Raw genomic sequence first — 20,899 nt, 5'->3', positions numbered from 1 at the left:
CTCAAGAAAATGACGGAAAATTTTAACCGTTGTGCTCGGGATGCAAGCTTTGCGCCATTATGCGTGAACAAGGAATCGTCCGTGTCCTTTGCAAGGACGGGACAACTCATCAGGTCGGTTGTTTGGGCCGCTCTACGGCAGCACAATTTCCTATTTTTCGAAGTCGCTCAGAGAGAAGCGGGTGCCCATGATGCGCGAGGTGAAGAGCGGTTCATAGTCCGGCTCATCCCCGCCGCCGTGGTGGTAGGCGCAGAAAAATTCTCCATCCGCAAGTTCGGTCCAACCCGAGTAGCCGAAGTCCGGCGCGGCGGCCTGCCGGTCGTTCTTCAGTTCCAGAATGGAGGCCGAGGCGCGTTGGTCGGGCCGTCCCTGGCTGTGGTGCCAGTCCCAGCTGTAGGATCGGCCAAGGCGCGGCTCGTCGATGAAAAGTGCCACGCGCCGCCAGGTGCAGTCCACCTGATTGTCCTCGAACGGCCGGGGGGCGCCGAACATGATCGGCCGGGTCTCCGCGCAGTCGGGCTCGACGCTGATTCTCGCACGCGGCTCGTTATCCACGGAAAGAGTGACGCCGCCGTCCGCGTAGTCCAGGCGCAGGGTATGGAATCGGCCGGGCGCGAGGGGAACTGACGGGCCGTCCTCGCCGTCGGCGGTGATGTTGTCGGTGCCGATGCGCCACCAGTGACCGAGATAGATGCCGCAACCGTTTTTACCGGCAGCGTCCACGCGTACTTCGGCTTCCAGAGTGGCCCTGGCGAAACGGGGGTCGGTCATGGGCCGCAGGGCATAGCGCACTACGGCCTCGTCCGTTTCGCCGTTGACCACGTGCAGGCCCTCGGCCGAGGAAATGGGATTGTCCTGCCAGCTCAGACCCTGCACGGCGAAACCGCGTTGCAGCTCGTCCAGCGAGCCGAGCCACGCGCAGGTGCCGGAGTTCGGGGCCACGTTGCGGTAGGTGACGAGCAGATTGCCGGATGATGTTTGCCCCAGTGTGGGCCGGTGCCCGATGAGCGGTGTCTCAACGGGATCGGACCAAGTTTCGCCCTCGTCATCGCTAAAACAGAGGTACATGGGCTCGAAAATAAAGCTGTTCTCGCGCATGAGAGCGGCGATGCGGCCATCTTCCAGGCGAAGCATGGACGCCTCGCAGAGCACCAGATTGCGTTCGCGCGCTATGGCGGTGAGGGGAATCCACGACTTGCCGCCGTCTTCGGAGCGGTAGGCCATCTGCTCGGCCGGTGCCTGCCGGATAGCGGGCTGGCTGGCGCGGCCCCGGTGCATGTGCCCCGTGGTCAGCAGAACGCCGTCGCCGAGGTCGAGGGGACGGTCCAGCATGTCGTGCTCAATGCCGGTGATGGGCATGGGCGTCCAGGTGGCGCCGTTGTCCGTGCTGCGGTGAAAGATGCGGGAGGCGTCGGCGATGAGCAGGTCGTTGCCCTGGCGGAACAAGCGGGGACAGTGGCTGCGCGGGCTGTCCGGCCGGATGACATCCGACCATGTGCGCCCCTGGTCCAGGCTGTGTTTGACCACCACTGTGCGGCGTGAGGGCGTGACGTGTTGGTCCGCCTCGTTGTAGGCGGCCACCAGCCGTCCGTCCGGTGCCGTTATGACATCCGGAAAGCAGAGGTACTCGCCTTCGCGGCGGTCGATGACCACATGCCGGGCCGCGAGGTCCGACAGGGAGGGCATCAGTCTTCCCCGCGTTCGTCCTGAACGCGCTTACTCTTGGAGAAGCTGCGGGGCAGGGCGCCGGGCGCGACCACCGAGACCTGGCTGCGGACCAGGATGTGCTTGCGTATGCTGTCCGCCACCTGTGCGGCCAAGGCTTCGTCATTGTCCGAAGGAGTGTCGGGGCCGCGCTCAACGCTGACCTTCATGTGGTCCAGCCCTTCTCGGCGGGTCAGGGAAATCTGGTATTCGGACGAAAGGTCGCTGAACTCGCCCATGACAGAGGCGATCTGGCCGGGGTAGATATTTACGCCGCGGAAGATGAACATGTCGTCGGACCGGCCCATGATCTTGCCGATGCGCGGCAGATTTACGCCGCAGGCGCAGGTTCCGGGGATGGTGTGGGTCAAGTCGTGGGTGCGGTAGCGGATGAGCGGGGCGGCCTCTTTTTGCAGGGAGGTGACCACCATCTCGCCCGTTTCGCCGGGCGCTACCGGTTCCAGGGTCTGGGGATCGATGATCTCCACGATGTAGTAGTCCGCCCAGTAGTGGATGCCGTCATGGGCTTCGCACTCCAGGCCGGTGCCGGGGCCGTACAACTCGGTCATACCGATGATGTCGAAGCTGTGCTCCAGGCCGAGGGCTTCCTCAAACTGGGTGCGCATCCTTGGCGAGTGGGTCTCGGAGCCGAAGATGGCCCGTTTGAGGGCGATCTTGTCGCGCAGGCCGTGCTTGTGGACTTCCTCGCCCATGAGCAGGGCCATGGAGGCGGTGGAGCAGATGCAGCTCGGTTTGAGGTCGGTGAGCATCTGGAGCTGGATTTCCAGCAAGCCGGGACCAACGGGCAGGGCCATGGCCCCAAACCGCTCACAGCCAAGCTGGAAGCCCATCCCGGCAGTCCACAGTCCGTAGCCGACGCAGATCTGAACCCGGTCCTCTACGGTCAGTCCGGCCATCTCGTAGCAGCGGGCGAACATATCCTTCCACGCGTCCACATCATTTTGGGTATAGGCCAGGATTTTGCGTTTGCCGGTGGTGCCGCTGGAGCCGTGGATGCGCACCACGTCCGCCTCGGGCACGGAAAGCAGGGGCATGGGATAGCCGTCCTTGAGGTCCTCCGCCGTGGTGAAGGGGAGTTTGCGAATGTCGTCCAGGCTCTTTATGTCACCCGGGGCTACGCCGTTCTGTTCCAGCCGCTCCCGGTAGAATGGGTTGCCGTTCCATACGTGCTCTACGGTCCACTGAAGGCCCTTGAGCTGTTTGTCGGCAATCTGTTCATCGGTGAGGTCGGGAATGAAACGACGGGTCATGGGAAGTTCTCCTTCTGGCTTGCGGTCCCCTTGTCGCCGTCCGGCAAATCCGGTAGCTTTTTTCAGGTGGCCGCCCAAGCGGTATTCATGCAGCAAAAGGCGCAATTCTTCAAGTCTCAAAGGGATGGATATGGACCTGATTCCCCGCTGGATTTTTTATTGTATCGCCGGTGCGGCCGGGCTGGAGCTGGGCGGACTGTCCACCGTGTTCATCCGGCGGTGGATAGAGGAGAAACCCCTCTTCCGTCCTTTCGGCTCCCAGTGCCCGGTCTGCGGGAGCAAGCTGCAATGGCGCGATACCATTCCCCTGCTCAGTTATCTGTTGCTACGCGGCAAGTGCCGCCATTGCGGGGCGCACATAGGCAGCCAGTACATGTTGGTGGAAATTTCCTGCATGGCCTGGGGGGTGGCCCTCGCCCAGCGCTTCGGGCCGGAGCAATGGCCCGCCTTTGTGGTTTTTCTCGTGCTCGGCTGCATGTTGGTCGCAGGCAGTTTCATCGACATCGAGACCCTGCTGCTGCCGGACCGCATCACATTGGGCGGAACCGGGCTTGCCCTGGCCGCCAGTTTCTTTCTCGATGAGCCGGGCTGGCGCGACGCCATGGCTGGCGCGGCCGTGGGCGCGGCCTTTTTCTGGATCATGCAGCAGGGCTACCGGCTGTGGCGCAAGGAAGAAGGACTGGGAACCGGCGATATCAAGCTGGTCGCCATGATTGGGGCCATGACAGGCCTGACCGGGCTGCCGCCGACGCTGCTCATTGCCGCTGTTTTTTATGGAGGGGGCATGATTGCCTGTATGCTGCGCCAAAACCCGGAACGTCGCGGGGGAATGATCCCCTTTGGTCCGGCTCTGGCGCTCGGGGGCATGATCTACATATTGTACAGTGCCCCCATTCTGTATTGGTGGAAATCACTGTAGAGGAAAAGCCATGCGACGCTTACTGATTTTGATAGTGCTCCTTGCCTGTCTGGTCGGTTGTGCCGGACACGGAGCGCGGTCTGTCGTCAACCCGTCCGATGTCCGCACCGTTACCGTGAACGGAGGGCAACTGGCCTGTGCGGTGCGCGGCTCCGGGCCGCCTCTGTTGCTGATCATGGGGTATGGCGGGACCATGGACGTGTGGGACCCGGTGCTGGTGGATAGACTGGCCCGCCATCGGACAGTGATCCTGTTCGACAATCGCGGCGTGGGGCGATCCGGCGGTGTGACCGGTTCGCCGCTGACCATGGAGGATATGGCGCGTGATGGATTGGGGGTGCTGGACGCTCTCGGCGTAGAACGCGCGGACGTAATGGGCTGGTCCATGGGGTCCATGATAGCTCAGGAGATGGCCCTGCTGGCTCCGGACAGGATTGGGAAGCTTGTTCTTTACGGCACCGCCAGTACTCCGGCTGAAGTACGGAGTGCCCTGGGACGGTTCGACGGCGTGACACATGAACAATTTCTGAAGATGTTGTTTCCAGCCGATTGGGCGGCGGCGCACCCGGAAGTTTGGGACAGATTGCCGGTCCCGGCTGTTCCCGCCACAGCAGAATCCATGGTCCGGCAGCGGGAGGCCATGCTGGGCTGGTCCGGTTCTGCCGGTCGGCTGGCGTCACTAAAATGTTCCGTGCTGGTCGTGGTCGGAGAGCAGGATATGATTACGCCGGAGGAGGATGGCTTAGCCGTGGTTTCGCGGATTCCGGGAGCATGGCTGGCGCGGTTCCGGGGAGCGGGGCACTGGCTGATGTATCAGGTGCCTGAGGGATTGAGCCGGACGGTGGAAACTTTTCTGTCCACGGATCAGGACCTCATGGCCCGGTGACGGGAAGGGGCGGAGGCAGGGAAGATCTGCGGCCGTGGTCAGGGTTGGTGGAGCACCAGGAAAGGACTTTACTCGTGGTGCCGGGCCGCATGCCTCGTTGTGATACAGGGAGGAGAGACGACGCGGTTCACGCCGTCCGTTGCCCTGGCATGGACCATGATCCGGCTCGCTTCTCCTTGTCGGAGATGACGGCGAGCAGGATGATGTCGTGCTGGACGATCTCCACCTCCACCGGGCTGCTGCCCACCTTGGAATCCGCCAGCATCTGGGCCTGTAGTTCGGCGTTCATGGCCTGCTCGGTCATGATTCTTTCGGCTTGTCTTTTTTGAGGTAGAGGCGGCTGATGCTCATGCGCTTGCCTTTCACCTTTTGCATACACTCGTATATCTGGCGCAGTTGTTCTTCGGAGTCGTATTCGCCCATCAGTGGAACTTGCCGAAATAGCAGTGGGCCGTGATCCGTTTGTGCCGCAGCTCCTTGTTCTTGTAGAGTTCCGCCTGGGCGTGACCCGCCACCACGGAATTCAGCATCTGTTGCCGGGTGGTGTGTTCGTTCATGGCCGTCCCATAGGCGGTCGACCCATTGTCTAGTGCCGAAGTGGCACACTCCGGCGCGTCGGGAATGAGGCCAAGCCCAAAGGACACGGCGGAGCAGCCTTGCAGCAGGCCGAGTAATAGGGGGATGGGCAGGACTCTTGCTTGGGTTACTGTTGATCGCAGGGCTCGGTTAGTTTGGTCCCACATTCCAAAGCAAAAAATTGCCATGGGCACAAGTTGCCGCACAGTGGCTCAACTGTGCGGTCTTTGCGAAAAATCAGGAGACGTGAAAACTCGTTCGGATTCCATAAAAAAGGGACCGCTGCCCTTGAAAGAACAGCGGTCCACTGAAAATGGATCGATGATTAGAAACGGCCGTCGGTCTGCTTCGGCCAGAATCCGTTGTAGTCCTTGCAGCGTCGCAGGGTGAACTTTCGGTAGTGGTGGCCGTTCTGTGTGGAATAGATGAGTTTCGGGGAACTGATCTCTTCGAACATTTTGGCGATGAGCGGATGCGTATTGTTTTCGTACCACCGTTCGCGCACGAGTATGGCGTTCCAGCCCATTTTGTCGGCATTGGGGCCGGGCCACAGGTCATACTGGTTCATGCGCCTGTCATGGACCCAGGCGCAGTAGGTCAGGGGCTGTCCCGGCGTGTAGAAGGCAAGTTCCGACGTGATGTCGTATTCGTCGCTGAACACGAAAACTTTGGTGGGATCGTCGAACCCGGACTGCATCATCTCACCCACCTGTTTGCCCAGGCTTTGCCAGCCCTTGAGGCGGTCGGTGATGTTGTATTTGTCCGGCAGAGGAAGCAGCGGGGAGGCGTACATGAGCAGAGTGAGCAGTGTGGCCACGCCGACCAGGATGGCCCTGCCCCGGCATCGGCGGCCTGCGGCATCCCACCATTTCATGAGTCCGACGCCGCCCAGTATTGAACCGGCCATGAAGGCGGCCGCTGTCCAGTTGGCTTCGGTCTTGGAGTGGATGGCCCACAGGGTGATGAAGCCCCACAGCGGCCAGAAGAACAGGACGGCCTGAAGGATATTGCGGTATTTCTGGTCGAACGAGCCGATGGGACCGATCCAGCTTTTCTTGATGGCGCGGCCGCTCCCGGTCATTATCAGCACAAACCACCAGGGAGCCATGAGGCCTATCTGCGCGCCGAGCATCTCGAAAAACGGGCCGATGCGCATGTGGGAGATGCCTGATTTGCCTGCTGTCTGCCGGGCCACGTGGCGGAATCCAACCCAGTCGTTTTGCATGTTCCACAGGATGATGGGCAACATGCCGACCACGGTACCGGCCAGTAGGGCAATGAGGAACCGGCTCCAGAAGCGGGCGGGCAGCTGACCGCGAAAATGGAGAATGAGCGCGTGGATGATGGCCAGCACCGCGAAGACGAGCATCATGTACTTGGCCAGAATGCCCAGGGCCACGGTAATGCCGAGGATGATGAACGGCGTGTTGCTCACGGTCTCGTCGGGCCGGTTGCGCGTGGCGGCCGAAAGAGCGAAGAATCCGACAGTCCAGCACAGGATGAGCGGGTTGTCCGTGGTCATCAGGATGCCCAGCGCATTGAGCATGGGCATGGTGGCGGCCACGACCAGGGTGAAGAGCGCCAATCGATGCTCCCGCCAGACGCGGGAGATGCCGAGATAGAGCGCGAGCTGAATACCCGTCATGCCGATGATCGATCCGAAGCGCACGCCGAGTTCCGTGGAGCCGAAGAGCTTGCAGCCCGTGGTTATGACCCAGGCAATAAGCGGCCCCTTGGAGTAGTAGGAGAGCTGGAGGCGGCGCGTCCAGTCCCAGTATTGGGCCTCATCCTGGATGAGGTTGAGCTGTCCGCTGGCCACAAACCACCACCGGACGGCCAGGGACAATAATATGACAGCCAGGGCGATGAGGTCCAGGCGAAGGATACCGACGTTGCGCTGATTCATGGAGCGGGTAGTATATTATGTGGTGCGTGGATGCAACCGGCAGACGATTATTCTAGATACGATGGATGGTGGTCTTGCCCTGGCCGAGTCGCTTGAGCATGAATATTTCCGGATCTTCGCCGTCCAGTTCCACCACTTCGACTTCGGCGCGGGCCGCCTGCTTGTGGCCGCCTGCGCTGCCCAATCCGTTCATGAGGGTCTGGGCCATCTTGCCCATGTCCCGGCGCATTCCGTCGCCGCGCAGGATGACCACGAGCTTGTCGTCGGCCGTGCCGGAAACGACGACCCAGGGCACATTGTGGACCCGGGTGAAGAAGTCGGCCACGATGACCAGAATATCCGGATTGTCCACCTTGCCGCAGTGGGCGTACAGACCGTGCCCGATACGGCGCAGGTTGTAGAAGGCGCGGGAGAAATAGCGCATCCAGTCCAGATGGAATTCACTGCGGCTGATGCGGTTCATCAGCTTGGAATCCGCGAATTTGGACAGGTACTTGAAGGCGGCCATATCCGCGTCGATGAACTCGCGCTCGAAGGTCTTGGTATCGCAGCGGATGCCGTACATCAGGGCCGTGGCGAGCAGCTTGGCCGGGCGTATCTTCATATTGTAGAGATACTCGGTCATCATGGTGCATACCGCGCCGTACTTGGGGCGGATGTCCACAAAGTCGGCTTCGACGGGATGTTCCTTGTCTATGGGATGGTGGTCGATGACCAAGGAAAATTTGTATGGGGCAAATTCGGGATTGTGATTCGGCTGTGAATCGACCAGTGCGAATTTGTCGTACTGGGCAGCCAGATTGGGAATGAGCTTGTGGGTTGGTATCCGCAGGTAGCGGATCATGGACAAGTTGTCGGGTCGTTTGATTTCGTTAATCTGGGCGATGCCTATGCTCCCCACTTTTCGAGCCATAATGCGCCTTAGCGCCATGGCCGAACCCAAGGCATCCGGGTCTGCGTTGATAATGATGAGCCAGTTGTCCTCTTTATTGAAGAGGGAGAGCAAACGCTCCACCTGCTCATCCAGCTGTTTAAACAGTGCCACGCTTTAATCCTGTTTCAGGGTTAACGGGAGTCCCGCCACAACCAGGTAAACCCGGTCGGCCGCCTCGGCAACGCGCTTGTTCAGCGCACCAAGACTCCGTATGAACGCCCGGACTTCGCTCCCCCCCGGCAGCGGTCCGAGCCCGGCCTCGCAGGAGACCAGTATCAACGCCGTGTCATCCCAATTGTTCAGAATGTCGAGGAGTTCGCCCATTTTTTGCTCTTCGCAACCCGCCTCTCGGCAGGAGAAGAGCCAGTAGTCCAGGCTATCCACAACCACGGCACGAAATTCCAATTTAGCTTTTCCGAGCGTTCGAGGCAAGTCCTCGGCAACCTCCATGACTTCCAGGCTTGGAGCCCTTGACACGCGGTGTTGTCGGATTTGCTCCCTGAACTCCATGTCTTTTGCCTTGCCGGTGGCGATAAAAAGGGCCGGTTCCTGTCCAGACGGCAGCAAATCGAGCGCAAAGTCCGATTTCCCACTTTTATTGCCGCCAAAGACCAATGTAATCATTCGGGTGTCTCCCACCGGGCCAACCACTTTGCAAGCAGCTCTATTGATTCGAAAAATTCTGCTTCGTTAAAAATTTCGACCACCACGGTGCCGGGTGAAAATGTTTCCAGAATGTGACGAAGCAGGTGCCTCCCCGCCTCGTCCAGGAGCGCGAGGCTCCGGTGCCGACTGCCTTCCGGGCCATAGATGTGCGCCATGCGCACGGTCTCGGCAAGGCCCGGCAGAGCAAGGACGTCCTGTTGACCATATGCCAGTATGTGGCCCAGGTCCAGACAGGTGGAAAATCCGGCTGCCCGTGCTTCATCCCAGCAGGCGCACAGGTCTGATTCCTCCACGTTTTCCAGGAGGATATCCGCCGAGGCCACGCCCCGCACGCGCAGGCGTTCGGCCAGGGCCGTCAGCTGCCCCGGTTCGACTGGCGGATGCAGGACCCAGGCGCGGGGACCGAGGTAGGCGACTTTGTCCATAAGCCGGGCCAGCACGGACCAGACCGCGTCCATGCCCTGGTGCCACGGCAGGTCGAGAGGCAGATGGACATGCCAGGATACGTTGAGTTCCGCCATATCCGGGGGCAGATCGGTTTCGGTATAGGCCAGACAGGCCTCGCCTTCAAAGAAGAGCAGGCCGATCTCGGGTACGAGTTTGGACAGAATGCGCGCATTTTCCGCCACTCCCGCGCGCAGGACAAAGGAAGGCGCGGCCAGGGTGAATGGGAAGCGAATTCCATGTCGCTTTTCGGCATCATGGACGGAAAAATGGCGGGGAGCGGACGGATTTTCCCCATTACGGTCGTCGTCGGGGAGAAAACCGATAGTGATGGTTGACTTATTGATTTTGGGCATAGCGGTTGCAGCAAACGGGCTCAATTGGTCGATACTTGATCCGGGAGGCCGTATGCAATCGTTCCGTAAGATTTGCCAACACGTTTTCAATCCGCTTCATGTCTTCTGTCGATTGCGCCAAGTGGGCGTTTCCGGGCGGATTGCCATCGGCATGTGCCGCATCTACGAGCGGGGATTTTACCGGCATCTGCTGGGCTAGTCGAGCAGGCCGAGCAGTTTTTCCTTGGTCACCTTGCGAGCGGCCAGTGTGGAGCGGTTCAGAAGGTCCGGCGGCAGTTCCCGCAGGTAGCGCGACCGGGGCAGGCTCAGTGTGCGCCCATAGAGCTGGCGTTTGTCTGCCCGGCTGAGATAGAGATTCTTTTTCGCACGCGTCATTCCCACATACATCAAGCGGCGTTCCTCGTGGAACCGCTGTCCCCGGCCCGGGGTCAGCGTGACCTTGGCCGTGAGCAGGTCCATCCCGGCAAAGGGCAGGATGCCTTCCTCGCAGGCCGGCATGAACACGGCGTCGAATTCCAGCCCCTTGGCCGCGTGCAGGGTCATGATCTGGACCTTTTCCGCAGCGCGGCGCACCAGCTCCAGCTCGGTCTGGAGGCTGACCCAGTTAACCAGATTCTGCCAGCCGCCACGGGTCTCGAATTCCTTTTTGAGTTCTTTGAACTGGCGGCTCTCCCAGAAGAATTGGTCAAAGGGCGGGGTGTCACTCAGGTAGGCGGCCAGTCCCATCGGGCCCATGGCCAGAATGTGGTCCGGCACCTCCACCACCTCTTCGGTGGTGTCGAGGGCCATGCCCAGGAACCGTTGGGCCGCGGCCAGGATGGAGGCGATGCGCGGTTCCTGCCAGAACCCTTCCAGCTCCGGCGTGGAGCAGGGAATACCCGCCCGCTTCAGCACTTTTTCGATGAGCGGGATGAGCGCCTTGAATCGGACCAGCACGGCGATGTCGCCGGGGGCCAACTCGCCGTGTCCCTCGGCATCGCCGATGGAATGGCTGGTCGTCCCGATGAGGCTGCGGATGCGGTCGCTGATCCAGGCCGCTTCCCGGCCGCTGTCCGGGCACTCAAAAAGATAAATGGAGGCGTCTATGTCCCGCTTGGCCACCAGCTTCGGCTCGTCGGGAAAGAGCGCGCCGGAGCAGTCCAGAATCCTTTGCCCGGAGCGATAGTTCTCGGACAGGGCTACGGTCTGCATGGCGGGCCAGATTTCCTGGAGTCGCTTTTCGGCATCGTCCACCGCACCCCGGAATCCGTAGATGGACTGCTTGGGGTCGCCGATGCAGAACACGCCCTCGCCCGATTCTCCGGCAATGCCGCGGATGACCGCCAGTTGAAGCGGAGTCAGGTCCTGCACCTCGTCCACCAGCACGTGCTGGTAGGGCATGTGGAAGGTGGTCGCGCCGGACTGTTCCAGCATGAATTCCAGCAGGTCGGTGTAGTCCACCAGGTCCCAGTGGTTTTTCTGGTTGCCGTAGGCGATGTGCGCGTCGGCTAGTTCGGGCGGAATGTCCTGGAGCCGTTCGCGGCCCAGATTGTACTTGTTCCAGTAATAGTCGAGATCCTTGCCCGCAAACTGCGGATTCACGTCCGCGAAAAGTTTCTTGGCCGATGCCTCGGGCAGGACGATGGGGGTCTCGGAGTAGGCGTGCTTCCAGTAGTCGAAGCACAGGGCGTGGAGTGTCCCGGCCTGGGGGGATTCCGCGTCCTCGCCGCGCAGGGCGCGCAGCCTGTCTCTCAGCTCCTGGGCGGCCCGGCGGGTAAAGGTCAGGGTCAGGATGCGGCGGGGAATGACGCCTTGCTCCAGGAGACGGTCCACTCGTCCCATCAGTGTCTGGGTCTTGCCCGTGCCCGGACCGGCCAGAACGAGCACCGGTCCCGGACCGGCGTCGATGGCCGCCTGCTGGGCGGGGTTGTAGGTCACGGCCTCATAGACCGGAGCGGCCGGGGCCGGACATGCGGCCACGGGGATGTCTTGGACCTCGGGCGCATCCTCCTTTGGCGCAAAGTCGATGCCCGTCAGTATGGCGCCGCTCTTCATCTGCTCCCGCTCGCGTTCTGTAAAAACGCTGATGACGCCGAACTGGCCGTCAAAGCCGGACTTGCGGATGACGTTGCCGTCGCGCATTCGGGAAATTCCCTCTGAGAGGGGGCAGGAATACTTGGCCAGATCCTCGCGGGGGACCCGGCGCAGGATGTCCAGTTCGTTGCCGAATTCTTTCAGGAGTTGCATGTAGAGGTTGGTCACCTTCTTGCTGGTCGGTCCGGTGCCCACCACTTCGGAGATGACTTCCCGCAGGGGAATAAGAGAGGTGAAGTCGGCCGCGCCTTGCGGCTTGACCGGCTCCTGACGGTCGGCCAGGGCGAGGATGCGGTTGTAGACGCCCACGGTCACCGGTTTGCCGCAGACCGGGCAGATGCCGTCCCGGGCCATGGTCTCGTGCGGGTCCATGGAGATGCCGCACTTGCGGTGGCCGTCCATGTGGTACTTTCCCTCTTCCGGGAAAAATTCGATGGTTCCGAGAAATTTGTGCCCCAACCCCTCGCTGCGCAGCGCCCTGTAGATGCCCTCGTAGGACATTTCTCCCCGGAAAAGGTTGGCCTCGCGCCCCAGCTTTTCCCCAGAGTGGGCGTCGGAGTTGGAAATGAGCTTGATGCGGTCCAGCTCCGACCATGTCCAGTTCATTTCCGGGTCGGAGGAGAGGCCTGTTTCCATGGCAAAGATTTCGCCGGAATAGTCGCCGAAGCATTCCTTGATGGAGTCGAATCCGGACTTGGAGCCGAACAGGGCGAACCACGGCGTCCAGATATGGGCAGGTACCAGGAAGGCCTGCGGGTGGCACTCCAGGACCATGTCCAGCAGGTCCCGGCTGTCCAGACCGAGAATGGGGCGGCCGTCGCTGGCCAGATTGCCCACCTGACCAAGTTTTTCGTTGAACCGTTTTACCGAATCCAGGTTCGGCATGTAGACAAGGTTGTGCACCTTGCGCACCTTGCCGCCCCGTTTGTAGATGGAACTGATTTCCGTCTGGAGCATGAAGCGGGTACGGCCGGGAATCTCTCCCTCAAAGCCGGGAATTTCCCGTTCCAGGCCGGAAGGATCACGCAGGACGAAAAGGCCCTGGCCGGTTTCTTCCAGTTGTTCTTCTATTTCCGCCAGCCACTCTGGATGGGTAAAGTCGCCCGTTCCAAGGACATTGAGCCCCTTGAGGCGCCCCCAGGCAGCGAGGTTGCGGATGGTCAGGTTCTTGCTTGTTGCCCGTGAAAAACGGGAATGAATGTGCAGGTCGGCGGTGAATCGTTCCATGGGCGGACAGTAAAGGGAACCGGTCGTTAATGCAACCCGCGCCGAGCAATAAAGTAGTTGACTCCGGGTTTTGTTGCACATACAACCATCCAATGTCTGAATCTCACTTGGACCCGAAGAATTCCTTGGGATTTCTGGCCTGGAAGGTCTCCCGGGTCGCGGCCAACGATCTTGCCGCCCGTTTTTCCGCTGCCGGTGTGGCCGTGACGGTGGAGCAGTGGCGCGCGCTCATTCCGTTGTATCATTGCGACGGTCTGCCTCAGGGCAAGCTATGCGAATTGCTCAATCAGGAGAAGACCGGCGTCAGCCGTCTGGTGGCCGGGCTGGAAAAACACGGCCTGCTCAGTCGGAAGAGCGGCAAGATCGATCGCCGGATAAAACGTCTTTTCATCACCGAGGCAGGCCGGGCACTCATCGACTCCACGCTTGATATTGTCCGGGAAAGCAAGGAGGCGTTGGTCAAGGGCGTGGATGCCGAGGAGCTTGCCGTGTGCAGGCGGGTTCTGTGGCATATTCTGCAACCTGTTTTCGACCGGGAGTGCGGCTGCGGACCGACGGAATAGGCATTTCATATCGGCAAACGGACCGGCTTTGGCCAAAGCTGAAGTCGTATCGTGGTTTCCCTTCTTTTCATTTTGAGTTAGATATCAGTAAAACGCTGAGGTGTTGCATGCTTCGACGTCCTGTTTTCTTACTCATCTGCCTGTTGGCACTGTTCTCCGTCCCTGCTCTGGCCCAGAATGACGGCACTGCGGGCGGTGCTCCCGTTGTGGTGGACAAAGTCACTTCCGGCGACATGGCTCCCCAGTCCGAATTCATCGGCACCGTTTATTTTTCCGAAATTTCCAACGTGGCCTCCGAGGTGGAGGGCAAGGTTCTTGACATCAAGGTCACGGACGGCCAGCGGGTCAGTGAAGGGGACATTCTGGTCTCCCTTTCCTCGTCCCTGCTGGACAAATCCATCAGTAACGCCAGGGCGCTGGCGGCGCAGGCCAAGGCGGAATACGAGTCCGCCAAGCTGGAGAACAACAGGGTTGCCACCCTGTTCAAGAGCCGGTCCGTGGCCGAGGGCGAGTTCGACTCCAAGCGGCTGACTGCCGAGGCCCTGCTGCACAGCTATGATGCGGTTCAGGCCGATCTGGCCAAGTTGTTGGAGGAGTCGGCTCTGAAAAAGATTCGCGCCCCTTATGACGGCATCGTCATCGACACGCCGGTGACGCGCGGCGAGTGGGTGTCCCGCGGTTCCACTGTGGTGGTCACGGCCCGGGACGACCAGTTCGAGGTGGTTGTCAATGCGCCCAGGGAGGCCTTCGGCGTGGTCAAGCCGGGGCTCAAGGTGGAAGTGGGCGCCGCCGGGAGTCGAATTCCCGGTGAGGTCTTTGCGGTTATTCCTCGTGGCGATGTGGCTACCCGGACTTTCCCCGTAAAGATACGAGTGCGTAACAACGGAGCTTTGGCCGAAGGGATGGAGGCGCGCGTTCATCTGCCCAAGGGATTGGGCGGTACCACCAAGATCGTCCCGCGCGATGCGGTCATCTCCGCGCGCGGCGAACAGGTGGTCTGGGCCGTGCAGGACGGCAAGGCCGTACCCATCCAGGTCTACGTGGTCGGTTTTCGTGGGCTGCTGGCGGGGGTCAAGTCGCCTCAGCTCAAGGAGGGCATGGACGTGGTGGTCAAGGGCAACGAGCGCCTGAGGCCGGGCCAGCCCGTTTCCCCGCAGCCTGTCGCGCCCCGGCCCGCACAGTAGGGGGGCGCCATGCAGATCATCAAATCCGCTATCGAGAAACCCGTTGCCGTGCTGGTCGGTGTGATCATGGTGGTCATGTTTGGTGGCATCGCGCTTTTCACGCTGCCCTATCAGCTCTCGCCCAACGTCACGGAGCCGATCATCACGGTCAAGACCGACTGGACCGGTGCCACTCCCTACGAGATAGAACGGGATATCATCGAGGAGCAGGAGAAGGTGCTCAAGGGCATTCCCGGCCTCATCGAGATGGACAGCTCCAGCTATAACGGCACTTCCGAACTTTCCCTCAAGTTCGAGATCGGCACCGACGTGGACACCGCGTTGCTGCGCGTGACCAACAAGCTGGACGAGGTGCCGGAATACCCTGACAGCGCCGACCGGCCTATTGTTTCGGCTACGGGTGCGTCCACTTCCCCGGTCATTTGGATGATGCTCCGCACGCTGCCAGGCAATGACCGGGATGTGAACACCTACCGTACATTTTTCGAGAACGAGGTGCGGCAGTATTTGGAGCGGGTCAAGGGCGTGGCCGAACTCTTTGTGGGCGGCGGTCGCGAGGACGAGATGCAGGTCGTGGTCGATCCAGTCCGGCTTGCGGCCTACAATCTGACTATTCCCGATCTGGTGGCCGTACTCCAGGCGGAGAATGTGTCGATCTCCGCAGGCAACATGGGGGTTGGGCGGCGGGATTACCGCGTCCGCACCCCGGCCAATTTCAACTCGGCAGAGGATATCGAATCCATTGTCATCACTTCCTCGGGCGCGACCCGGGTGCATGTGTCGGACGTGGCCAACGTCAGGCGGGGGCACCACAAGGCGGACGTGGCCATGCTGCACAACGGCATCCCCGGCATAGCGGTCGGCGTGCGGCCCGAGCCGGGTGTCAACATCCTGTCCATGACCGACGGCGTGCATCAGGTGGTGCGGGAACTGAACGAGGGCTTGCTCAAGGACAACGGCGTCACCCTGGATTGGGTGTATGACCAGAGGCCCTACATCAACGGGGCCATCGACCTGGTTAAGCGGAATATTCTGGTCGGTTCCATCCTGGCCATCATCGTCCTGTTCGTCTTCTTGCAGTCCTTCTCCGCCACGATCATTGTGGCTGTGTCCATTCCCGTATCCATCGTTGGCTCGTTCATCATGTTTTCGGTGGCCGGGCGAACGCTCAACGTTGTTTCCATGGCCGGTATTTCATTTGCCGTGGGCATGTTGGTGGATAACGCCATCGTGGTACTGGAGAACATTGATCGGCACCGGAGCATGGGCAAAGGCCCCTTGGAAGCGGCCTACGACGGCTCGCGAGAGGTCTGGGGCGCTGTCTTCGCTTCCACCATGACCACCGTGGCCGTGTTTCTGCCCGTGGTCTTCATGCAGCAGGAGGCGGGGCAGCTGTTCAAGGATATCGCCATCGCCGTCACCTGTGCCATTCTTCTCTCCATGGTCGTGTCCCTGCTGGTCATTCCCATGCTCGCCCGGCAATTCTTCGGGCTCGCGGAAAGGGGAAAAACAGCATCCTCGGACGGGCCTCGCAGTCCGGCCACCCTGTCGTTTATTAAGCGGATCATGGTCCCGTTCACACGCTTTGGGGCCAAGCTGGCGGATCGGATCACGGCGCTGCTCTCGCTGGCCATTGATACCCCGGTAAGCCGGATTATCACGGTCGCCAGCCTGACCTCGGCCTCGATCCTCCTGGTTTGGTTCTTCTTTCCCAAAATGGAGTATCTGCCGCAGGGCAACCGCAACCTCATCATCAATATCCTCATTCCGCCGCCGGGCCTCTCCTATCAGGAGCGGTTGGGCATAGGGCATTATGTCTTTGACCAGACCGAGCCGTATTTCCGGCGGGAAAAGGACGGGTTGCCGGGGGTGCAGGACCTCTTTTTCGTGTCGCACCCCACGATCAATCTTTTTGGAGCCATGTCAACGGACGAGCAGCGTGGGGGCGAGCTGACGCCGCTGTTCAGCCGGATCATCAATTCCATTCCAGGCATGTACGGCGTGTCGCTTCAGGCCTCCATCTTCGAGCAGGGGTTGGGCGAAGGGCGATTGGTCGAGGTTGATTTTTCCGGGTCGGACCTGGAAAAGATTGTTGCCGCGGCCGGTACCATGTTTGGCATGGCGATGCAGGAGATTCCGGGGGCACAGATTCGGCCGGTGCCCTCATTGGAACTGCTGTATCCCGAGGTGCGTTTTCTCCCGGAGCGGGACCGCGTGCGCGCTGCGGGCATGACCACCGAGGAGCTGGGAACGACCATCGACGTCATTCTGGACGGGCGCAATATCGGCGATTTCAAAGAAGAGGGAAAAAAGAAGATCGATCTGGTGCTCAAGGGTAGGCCTCAGGACGTGACCACGCCTGAGGATCTCTATAGCTCACTCATCGCCGTGCCCAATGGTTGGGCCGTGCCGGTCAGTTCCCTGGCCCGGATGCAGCGGACCAATTCCATGAACCAGATTCGCCACCTGGAACGGAAGCGGACGGTCTCGTTGCAGGTCACGCCGCCAACGACCATGCCGCTGGAGCAGGCCATGGAGATCATCCAGAACAAGCTGATTCCCGGTGTGCGCCAGGCTGGACTGCTGAATGACGTTTCCGTGCGCCTCTCCGGCGCGGCGGACAAGCTGACCGTGACCCGGCAGGCCCTGCAATGGAATTTCCTGCTGGCCGTGGTCATCACCTACCTGCTCATGTCGGCGCTGTTCGGCAACTTCATCTATCCGCTGATCATCCTGTTCACCGTGCCGCTGGCCGGTGCGGGCGGGTTCCTGGGGCTGAAACTGGAGAACTGGTTCATTGCCCCGCAGCCGCTGGATATCCTGACCATGCTCGGGTTCGTCATCCTCATCGGCGTGGTGGTGAACAACGCTATCCTCATCGTGCACCAGTCCCTGAACAACATCCGGGAGCAAGGCATGGAGCATAAGGCCGCCGTGGTGGAAGCCACCCGCACCCGGCTGCGTCCCATCTACATGTCGGCGGCCACCTCGGTTTTCGGCATGTTGCCGCTGGCCATCGCCCCCGGTCCAGGCTCGGAGCTGTATCGCGGCCTCGGAGCCGTTGTCCTGGGCGGGTTGGCCCTGTCCACGGTCTTCACCATCTTCGTCATTCCGGCGCTGCTCATGTTCGTCATCGGCATGGAAAAGCGGGGCGGGCAGGAGACCTGATTGAATGCCGCAGTTGGACGAAAGCTCCGACCGCATCAAACGGCCGGGGCTTTTTCTGGTCGATTTTACCATCTCGGAGAAATATCGAGCCATTCCGCATGAGGACTCATGACAAACGGATTGAGTTCGGATTATAGTCCATCAGACTGTGAAGCCGAAGGATGCATGAATGATTCCTATTCGATTGAACCGATATGAACTGGCTGGCTCCCTGGGCGACCTCGGCGTGCTTCTCCCAATGGCTGCCGGTCTGATCATGGTCAACGGAATGGCTCCCCAGCGGCTTTTCCTGGGCGTGGGGTTATTCTACATCGCGGCGGGATTGTACTTCCGCACCACGGTGCCGGTGCAGCCGATGAAGGTCATCAGCTCCATGGCCATTGCCATGGCCCTGCCCAAGGAACAAATTTTCGTGGCCGGACTGCTGATGGGCGTGATGCTCCTCATCATCGGTCTGACAGGGACCATGGCCCGGCTGGCCCGCTACATTCCCCGGCCCGTGGTCCGTGGCGTCCAGCTTTCCACCGGGCTCCTGCTCATGGCGCAGGGAGCGCGGTTCGCCATGGGCACCTCGTCCTTTCAGATTGCCAATCATGCGGCCGAACCTTTTCTGGCCGTGCAGACCCTTGGGCCGGTTCCGCTCAACTGGCTTCTGGCGGCCGTTGCCTTTGTGGCGACATTCTTTCTGCTCGATAGCCGGAAGGTCCCGGCTGCATTGGTCGTTGTCGCCTTCGGTGTCGCCACCGGGATCATTCTGAGCAACGGAGGGGGCGAGCCTTTCGAGGAAGCGTCCGCGCTGCCTGCCTTCCTGCCCGAAGGCTTGCCGTCGCTGGCGACATTCAGCACGGCACTGTTCGTCCTGGCCCTGCCGCAGCTGCCCATGACCCTGGGCAATGCCGTGGTTGCCAACGCGGATCTTGCCCAGGAACTCTTCGGCAAGGACGCGGTAAAGACCACCAATCGGTCTCTTTGTCTTTCCATGGGACTGGCGAACATCGGCTCCTTCCTCATCGGGGGGATGCCCATGTGCCACGGTGCCGGGGGGCTGGCCACCCACTACCGTTTCGGTGCCCGCAGTTCGGGATCGAACCTGTTCATCGGCGTGGTGTTCGCAGGGCTGGCCCTGTTGCTGGGCGAGCAGTCCGGGGTGATTGCCCGGATGATCCCCATGTCGGTCCTCGGCGTATTGCTTTTCTTTGGCGGGGGGCAACTGGCCCTGACGGTGCAGGATATGAAGGAGCGAAGCGATCTTTTTGTCTGCCTCAGCATCGCGGCGGTCACGCTGGCCTCTAATCTGGCGCTGGGCTATGTGGTCGGCGCTGCCATCCATTGGGCGCTCAAGTCGGGAAGAGTGCAGGTCTAGAACGGTGGAGCGGGCGCAGCCCGTTCGGCTCAGCCTGCGGAGGTCGGGTTTTCCAGTACCCGGTCGATGGCCTCGCGTATCCGGCTCTTTATCTCGAAATCCGAAACCTTGTCCTGCAGGACGATGCTGCCGATCTGTGCATAGCGGGACGGGAGCAGGTTCAGCGCCAGGGCGTAGATGTCCTCTATGTCCAGCTGCTCGAAAATATAATCGCTGTAATAGTCGTTCATGATTTCGCCCATGAAGCGGGCGACGCGTCGTTCATTGCGGTTTCGAATTTTGTCCAGGCTGATGCCGTGTACTTTGAGAGGGGTGGGAAACATGGGCACTCCTTGGGAAAGGGGTTCGTACTTTTCCTAACTCGGATTGTACTCCCTTGGCAATGCCGGTCGCATGTTCGGTGCTTGACTCTCTTCGCTCAGTGCCTACTTTAAATTGAGAATGGTTCCTGTTTAACCATAAGTCGGAGGCACGCATGACCATCAAACGAATCGCATTGATGCCCTTGTGGTTGCTTTTGGGGCTGGTCTTTCTGGCGGGTCTGTGCCGTGTTTCCATTGCAGGAGAAAAGATGATCGAGAAGAACAAGACGGAAATCGCCACCCTGGCCGGCGGTTGTTTCTGGTGCATTGAATCCGACCTGGAAAAATTGCCGGGTGTGCGGGATGTGGTTTCCGGCTATGCGGGCGGAACCGAACCGAACCCGACCTATGAGGACGTGAGCAGCCATGCCACCGGCCATCGGGAGGCGGTGCAGGTGGAGTTTGATCCGCAGACCCTGAGCTATGCTGAATTGATCGATTACTATTGGAAGCATTTTGATCCCACCGATGAAGGCGGTTCATTCGGCGACCGTGGGTTTCAATACACTTCGGCGATATTCTATCACACGGCGGAGCAGCGGCAGGTGGCCGAGGCCTCGCGTCGCGCCCTGGATGACTCGGGGCGGCTCGGCGCTCCTGTTGTGACGGAGATCTTGCCCTTTACCACCTTTTATCCGGCAGAGGACTATCATCAAGGCTTTGCCCGGACGTGTCCGGTGCGATACAAGAGCTATCGCAGTTTTTCCGGCCGTGACCGCTACATCAACAAGACCTGGGGGGATGAAGCCCGGCCGGACGCGGGCAAGCGGAAGGCGCAGTCGTATGTCCGCCCGGACGACGAGGCGGTGCGCAAGGCCCTCTCGCCCCTTGAGTATCAGGTCACCCAGTCGTGCGGAACCGAGCCTCCCTTTGACAACGCCTATTGGAACAACCATCGCGAGGGGATTTATGTGGACGTGGTTTCGGGCGAGCCGCTTTTTTCCAGCCGGGATAAGTTTGATTCCGGTACGGGATGGCCCAGCTTCATGCGGCCCATAGAAAAGGGGCGTGTGGTGGAACAGACGGACGAGAGTCACGGTATGGTCCGCACCGAAGTACGCAGCAAGGCCGCGGATTCGCACCTTGGCCACGTTTTTGGCGACGGACCGGGACCCGGCGGCCTGCGATATTGCATAAATTCCGCCTCACTCCGTTTCATTCCCAGGGAAGAGATGGCAGCGGAAGGCTATGGCGAGTATCTCAAGCTTTTTGAATGATCCGGGCCTTACCCGGCAGAAAAGAGCCCCGCAAGGGGCTCTTTTCTTGGAAATCCCTCTCTAAAGAATATGATTTGAAA

The 20,899-nt window shown here is 60.5% G+C and carries 19 protein-coding genes; 8 read left to right on the top strand and 11 right to left on the bottom strand.

All coding sequences use genetic code 11. The features are described 5' to 3' along the window. Positions 1-150: 150 nt before the first annotated feature. Positions 151-1,686, bottom strand: coding sequence for a sialidase family protein (locus ACI0FG_RS11000; RefSeq protein WP_419785046.1), 1,536 nt, complete (start codon positions 1,684-1,686; stop codon positions 151-153). Next, a complete protein-coding gene (locus tag ACI0FG_RS10995) occupies positions 1,686-2,975 on the bottom strand; it encodes a phenylacetate--CoA ligase family protein (RefSeq protein ID WP_419785045.1) in 1,290 nt (429 codons plus the stop codon). Before ACI0FG_RS10995 ends, ACI0FG_RS11000 begins: the two co-directional genes overlap by 1 nt. Positions 2,976-3,105: 130 nt before the next feature. Between ACI0FG_RS10995 and ACI0FG_RS10990 the strand changes: the two genes are divergently transcribed. Both ACI0FG_RS10990 and ACI0FG_RS10985 read left to right on the top strand, forming a co-directional pair. Beyond that, positions 3,106-3,894 carry a prepilin peptidase gene (locus ACI0FG_RS10990; RefSeq protein ID WP_419785044.1) on the top strand — a complete coding sequence of 263 codons (789 nt, stop codon included), beginning with the start codon at positions 3,106-3,108 and terminating at the stop codon, positions 3,892-3,894. Positions 3,895-3,904: 10 nt separating this feature from the next. Then, positions 3,905-4,780 (top strand): alpha/beta fold hydrolase, encoded by an 876-nt coding sequence (locus ACI0FG_RS10985; RefSeq protein WP_419785043.1) that lies wholly within the window; start codon positions 3,905-3,907, stop codon positions 4,778-4,780. Positions 4,781-4,907: 127 nt separating this feature from the next. On the opposite strand, the gene ACI0FG_RS10980 is transcribed toward ACI0FG_RS10985, so the two are convergent. The 7 genes from ACI0FG_RS10980 to cbiR all read right to left on the bottom strand — a co-directional run bounded on the left by ACI0FG_RS10980 (position 4,908) and on the right by cbiR (position 9,662). Then, entirely contained in the window at positions 4,908-5,084 is a 177-nt protein-coding gene (locus ACI0FG_RS10980; RefSeq protein ID WP_419785042.1) for a hypothetical protein, read from the bottom strand. Continuing rightward, the gene (locus ACI0FG_RS10975; protein WP_419785041.1) at positions 5,081-5,203 is read right to left on the bottom strand and encodes a hypothetical protein; all 123 of its coding nucleotides are present in this window, start codon (positions 5,201-5,203) and stop codon (positions 5,081-5,083) included. Before ACI0FG_RS10975 ends, ACI0FG_RS10980 begins: the two co-directional genes overlap by 4 nt. After that, on the bottom strand, positions 5,203-5,337 hold the full coding sequence (locus ACI0FG_RS10970; protein ID WP_419785040.1) for a hypothetical protein: 135 nt from the start codon (positions 5,335-5,337) through the stop codon (positions 5,203-5,205). The genes ACI0FG_RS10975 and ACI0FG_RS10970 overlap by 1 nt, the downstream gene beginning before the upstream one ends. A gap of 344 nt (positions 5,338-5,681) precedes the next feature. Further along, on the bottom strand, positions 5,682-7,262 hold the full coding sequence (locus ACI0FG_RS10965) for an ArnT family glycosyltransferase (RefSeq protein WP_419785039.1): 1,581 nt from the start codon (positions 7,260-7,262) through the stop codon (positions 5,682-5,684). Between the two features lie 52 nt (positions 7,263-7,314). After that, positions 7,315-8,307: a DHH family phosphoesterase gene (locus ACI0FG_RS10960; RefSeq protein WP_419785038.1), complete on the bottom strand. Its 993-nt coding sequence runs from the start codon at positions 8,305-8,307 to the stop codon at positions 7,315-7,317. A gap of 3 nt (positions 8,308-8,310) precedes the next feature. Beyond that, the gene (locus ACI0FG_RS10955; RefSeq protein ID WP_419785037.1) at positions 8,311-8,820 is read right to left on the bottom strand and encodes a bifunctional adenosylcobinamide kinase/adenosylcobinamide-phosphate guanylyltransferase; all 510 of its coding nucleotides are present in this window, start codon (positions 8,818-8,820) and stop codon (positions 8,311-8,313) included. Then, complete coding sequence (gene cbiR / locus ACI0FG_RS10950) at positions 8,817-9,662, bottom strand: cobamide remodeling phosphodiesterase CbiR (RefSeq protein ID WP_419785036.1); 846 nt, start codon at positions 9,660-9,662, stop codon at positions 8,817-8,819. Before cbiR ends, ACI0FG_RS10955 begins: the two co-directional genes overlap by 4 nt. A 52-nt stretch (positions 9,663-9,714) precedes the next feature. Between cbiR and ACI0FG_RS10945 the strand changes: the two genes are divergently transcribed. Beyond that, positions 9,715-9,861 (top strand): hypothetical protein, encoded by a 147-nt coding sequence (locus ACI0FG_RS10945; RefSeq protein ID WP_419785035.1) that lies wholly within the window; start codon positions 9,715-9,717, stop codon positions 9,859-9,861. Here ACI0FG_RS10945 and ACI0FG_RS10940 read toward each other — a convergent pair. Continuing rightward, a complete protein-coding gene (locus ACI0FG_RS10940; protein ID WP_419785034.1) occupies positions 9,858-12,962 on the bottom strand; it encodes a UvrD-helicase domain-containing protein in 3,105 nt (1,034 codons plus the stop codon). The two genes, ACI0FG_RS10945 and ACI0FG_RS10940, sit on opposite strands and share 4 nt — an antisense overlap. A 92-nt stretch (positions 12,963-13,054) precedes the next feature. Here ACI0FG_RS10940 and ACI0FG_RS10935 point away from each other — a divergent pair, with 92 nt between their 5' ends. From ACI0FG_RS10935 to ACI0FG_RS10920, 4 genes are all read left to right on the top strand, one after another. Continuing rightward, positions 13,055-13,525, top strand: a complete 471-nt coding sequence (locus ACI0FG_RS10935; protein ID WP_419785033.1) for a MarR family winged helix-turn-helix transcriptional regulator — start codon at positions 13,055-13,057, stop codon at positions 13,523-13,525. Positions 13,526-13,632: 107 nt separating this feature from the next. Beyond that, positions 13,633-14,709, top strand: a complete 1,077-nt coding sequence (locus tag ACI0FG_RS10930; RefSeq protein ID WP_419785032.1) for an efflux RND transporter periplasmic adaptor subunit — start codon at positions 13,633-13,635, stop codon at positions 14,707-14,709. A 9-nt stretch (positions 14,710-14,718) separates the two neighbouring features. Then, a complete protein-coding gene (locus tag ACI0FG_RS10925; protein ID WP_419785031.1) occupies positions 14,719-17,877 on the top strand; it encodes an efflux RND transporter permease subunit in 3,159 nt (1,052 codons plus the stop codon). Positions 17,878-18,046: 169 nt separating this feature from the next. Beyond that, on the top strand, positions 18,047-19,240 hold the full coding sequence (locus ACI0FG_RS10920) for a putative sulfate/molybdate transporter (RefSeq protein WP_419785030.1): 1,194 nt from the start codon (positions 18,047-18,049) through the stop codon (positions 19,238-19,240). Between the two features lie 29 nt (positions 19,241-19,269). Here the strand turns inward: ACI0FG_RS10920 and ACI0FG_RS10915 are convergent, their stop codons facing one another. After that, positions 19,270-19,563: a late competence development ComFB family protein gene (locus ACI0FG_RS10915; RefSeq protein WP_419785029.1), complete on the bottom strand. Its 294-nt coding sequence runs from the start codon at positions 19,561-19,563 to the stop codon at positions 19,270-19,272. A gap of 152 nt (positions 19,564-19,715) precedes the next feature. Here ACI0FG_RS10915 and msrB point away from each other — a divergent pair, with 152 nt between their 5' ends. Continuing rightward, positions 19,716-20,819, top strand: coding sequence for a peptide-methionine (R)-S-oxide reductase MsrB (msrB, locus tag ACI0FG_RS10910; protein WP_419785028.1), 1,104 nt, complete (start codon positions 19,716-19,718; stop codon positions 20,817-20,819). Positions 20,820-20,899 lie beyond the last annotated feature (80 nt).

Source organism: Pseudodesulfovibrio sp. 7M6 (genome assembly GCF_050058625.1).
In the GTDB taxonomy this organism is placed as follows: Bacteria; Desulfobacterota; Desulfovibrionia; order Desulfovibrionales; family Desulfovibrionaceae; genus Pseudodesulfovibrio; species Pseudodesulfovibrio salinus.
The sequence above is the reverse complement of the archived record's forward strand: the minus strand, read 5'-3'. Positions and strand labels throughout refer to the sequence as shown.

What these genes read in the sequence shown, in the direction of transcription:
- ACI0FG_RS11000 (WP_419785046.1), bottom strand. Translation starts at nt 1,686, where the DNA reads ATGCCCTCCCTGTCGGACCTCGCGGCCCGGCATGTGGTCATCGACCGC.
- ACI0FG_RS10995 (WP_419785045.1), bottom strand. Translation starts at nt 2,975, where the DNA reads ATGACCCGTCGTTTCATTCCCGACCTCACCGATGAACAGATTGCCGAC.
- ACI0FG_RS10990 (WP_419785044.1), top strand. Translation starts at nt 3,106, where the DNA reads ATGGACCTGATTCCCCGCTGGATTTTTTATTGTATCGCCGGTGCGGCC.
- ACI0FG_RS10985 (WP_419785043.1), top strand. Translation starts at nt 3,905, where the DNA reads ATGCGACGCTTACTGATTTTGATAGTGCTCCTTGCCTGTCTGGTCGGT.
- ACI0FG_RS10980 (WP_419785042.1), bottom strand. Translation starts at nt 5,084, where the DNA reads ATGACCGAGCAGGCCATGAACGCCGAACTACAGGCCCAGATGCTGGCG.
- ACI0FG_RS10975 (WP_419785041.1), bottom strand. Translation starts at nt 5,203, where the DNA reads ATGGGCGAATACGACTCCGAAGAACAACTGCGCCAGATATACGAGTGT.
- ACI0FG_RS10970 (WP_419785040.1), bottom strand. Translation starts at nt 5,337, where the DNA reads ATGAACGAACACACCACCCGGCAACAGATGCTGAATTCCGTGGTGGCG.
- ACI0FG_RS10965 (WP_419785039.1), bottom strand. Translation starts at nt 7,262, where the DNA reads ATGAATCAGCGCAACGTCGGTATCCTTCGCCTGGACCTCATCGCCCTG.
- ACI0FG_RS10955 (WP_419785037.1), bottom strand. Translation starts at nt 8,820, where the DNA reads ATGATTACATTGGTCTTTGGCGGCAATAAAAGTGGGAAATCGGACTTT.
- cbiR (WP_419785036.1), bottom strand. Translation starts at nt 9,662, where the DNA reads ATGCCCAAAATCAATAAGTCAACCATCACTATCGGTTTTCTCCCCGAC.
- ACI0FG_RS10945 (WP_419785035.1), top strand. Translation starts at nt 9,715, where the DNA reads ATGCAATCGTTCCGTAAGATTTGCCAACACGTTTTCAATCCGCTTCAT.
- ACI0FG_RS10940 (WP_419785034.1), bottom strand. Translation starts at nt 12,962, where the DNA reads ATGGAACGATTCACCGCCGACCTGCACATTCATTCCCGTTTTTCACGG.
- ACI0FG_RS10935 (WP_419785033.1), top strand. Translation starts at nt 13,055, where the DNA reads ATGTCTGAATCTCACTTGGACCCGAAGAATTCCTTGGGATTTCTGGCC.
- ACI0FG_RS10930 (WP_419785032.1), top strand. Translation starts at nt 13,633, where the DNA reads ATGCTTCGACGTCCTGTTTTCTTACTCATCTGCCTGTTGGCACTGTTC.
- ACI0FG_RS10925 (WP_419785031.1), top strand. Translation starts at nt 14,719, where the DNA reads ATGCAGATCATCAAATCCGCTATCGAGAAACCCGTTGCCGTGCTGGTC.
- ACI0FG_RS10920 (WP_419785030.1), top strand. Translation starts at nt 18,047, where the DNA reads ATGATTCCTATTCGATTGAACCGATATGAACTGGCTGGCTCCCTGGGC.
- ACI0FG_RS10915 (WP_419785029.1), bottom strand. Translation starts at nt 19,563, where the DNA reads ATGTTTCCCACCCCTCTCAAAGTACACGGCATCAGCCTGGACAAAATT.
- msrB (WP_419785028.1), top strand. Translation starts at nt 19,716, where the DNA reads ATGACCATCAAACGAATCGCATTGATGCCCTTGTGGTTGCTTTTGGGG.